Origin of the sequence: Limnothrix redekei LRLZ20PSL1 (assembly GCF_043235035.1) — a bacterium.
Classification (GTDB): Bacteria; Cyanobacteriota; Cyanobacteriia; order CACIAM-69d; family CACIAM-69d; genus CACIAM-69d.
Map to the genome: position 1 here is coordinate 1 of NZ_JAZAQF010000058.1, position 567 is coordinate 567.

Annotated in this window: 1 pseudogene; it reads left to right on the plus strand. The window is 43.0% G+C overall.

Going from position 1 to position 567, the window contains the following annotated elements:
- Nucleotides 1–70: 70 nt before the first annotated feature.
- A pseudogene (locus tag VPK24_RS09680) lies at nucleotides 71–567 on the plus strand (helix-turn-helix domain-containing protein); the annotation flags it as partial.

A 567-nucleotide genomic window follows, 5' to 3' on the forward strand; every position in this document is an offset into this window, starting at 1 on the left:
TACAGCCTTTGCCTATAACGAATGGCACGATATAATTATCAGTGTAGTGAAGTTATCGTCAGGAAAACTCATGAGTCTTTATTCGCTGGACTTGCGCCGAAAAATCGTAGAAGCTTACGAGAAGGGAGACACTTCGATTCGGAAAGTAGCAAAACAATTTTCGATTAGCCCAGAGACAGTCAGACGGCTTCTAAACCTATATCGCTCCACTGGAAGCTTATCACCTAAAAAGTGTGGTACGAAGCGGGTGAGCATCTTATCTCAGCATGAAGAAGCTATCTTGGAAATTGTAGAAACTAATCCTGATTTTACATTGCGAGAGTACTGCGAAGAAGTCCAAGAAAAATTGGGTGTCAGTTCTAACACAAGCATGATGCATCGATTTTTAAAGCAACATGACATCAGCCTCAAAAAAAACTTACAGGAGCGAGAAAATAATCACGGCAGAAGTGCAAGCAGAGCGTGTAGACTACTGGCAGCGAATTTTGAAGGTGGAAGCTGAAAGGCTTGTCTTCATTGACGAAAGCGGTTTTTGGGTTGGGATGAATCGCCCGGTTGCGAGAGCTA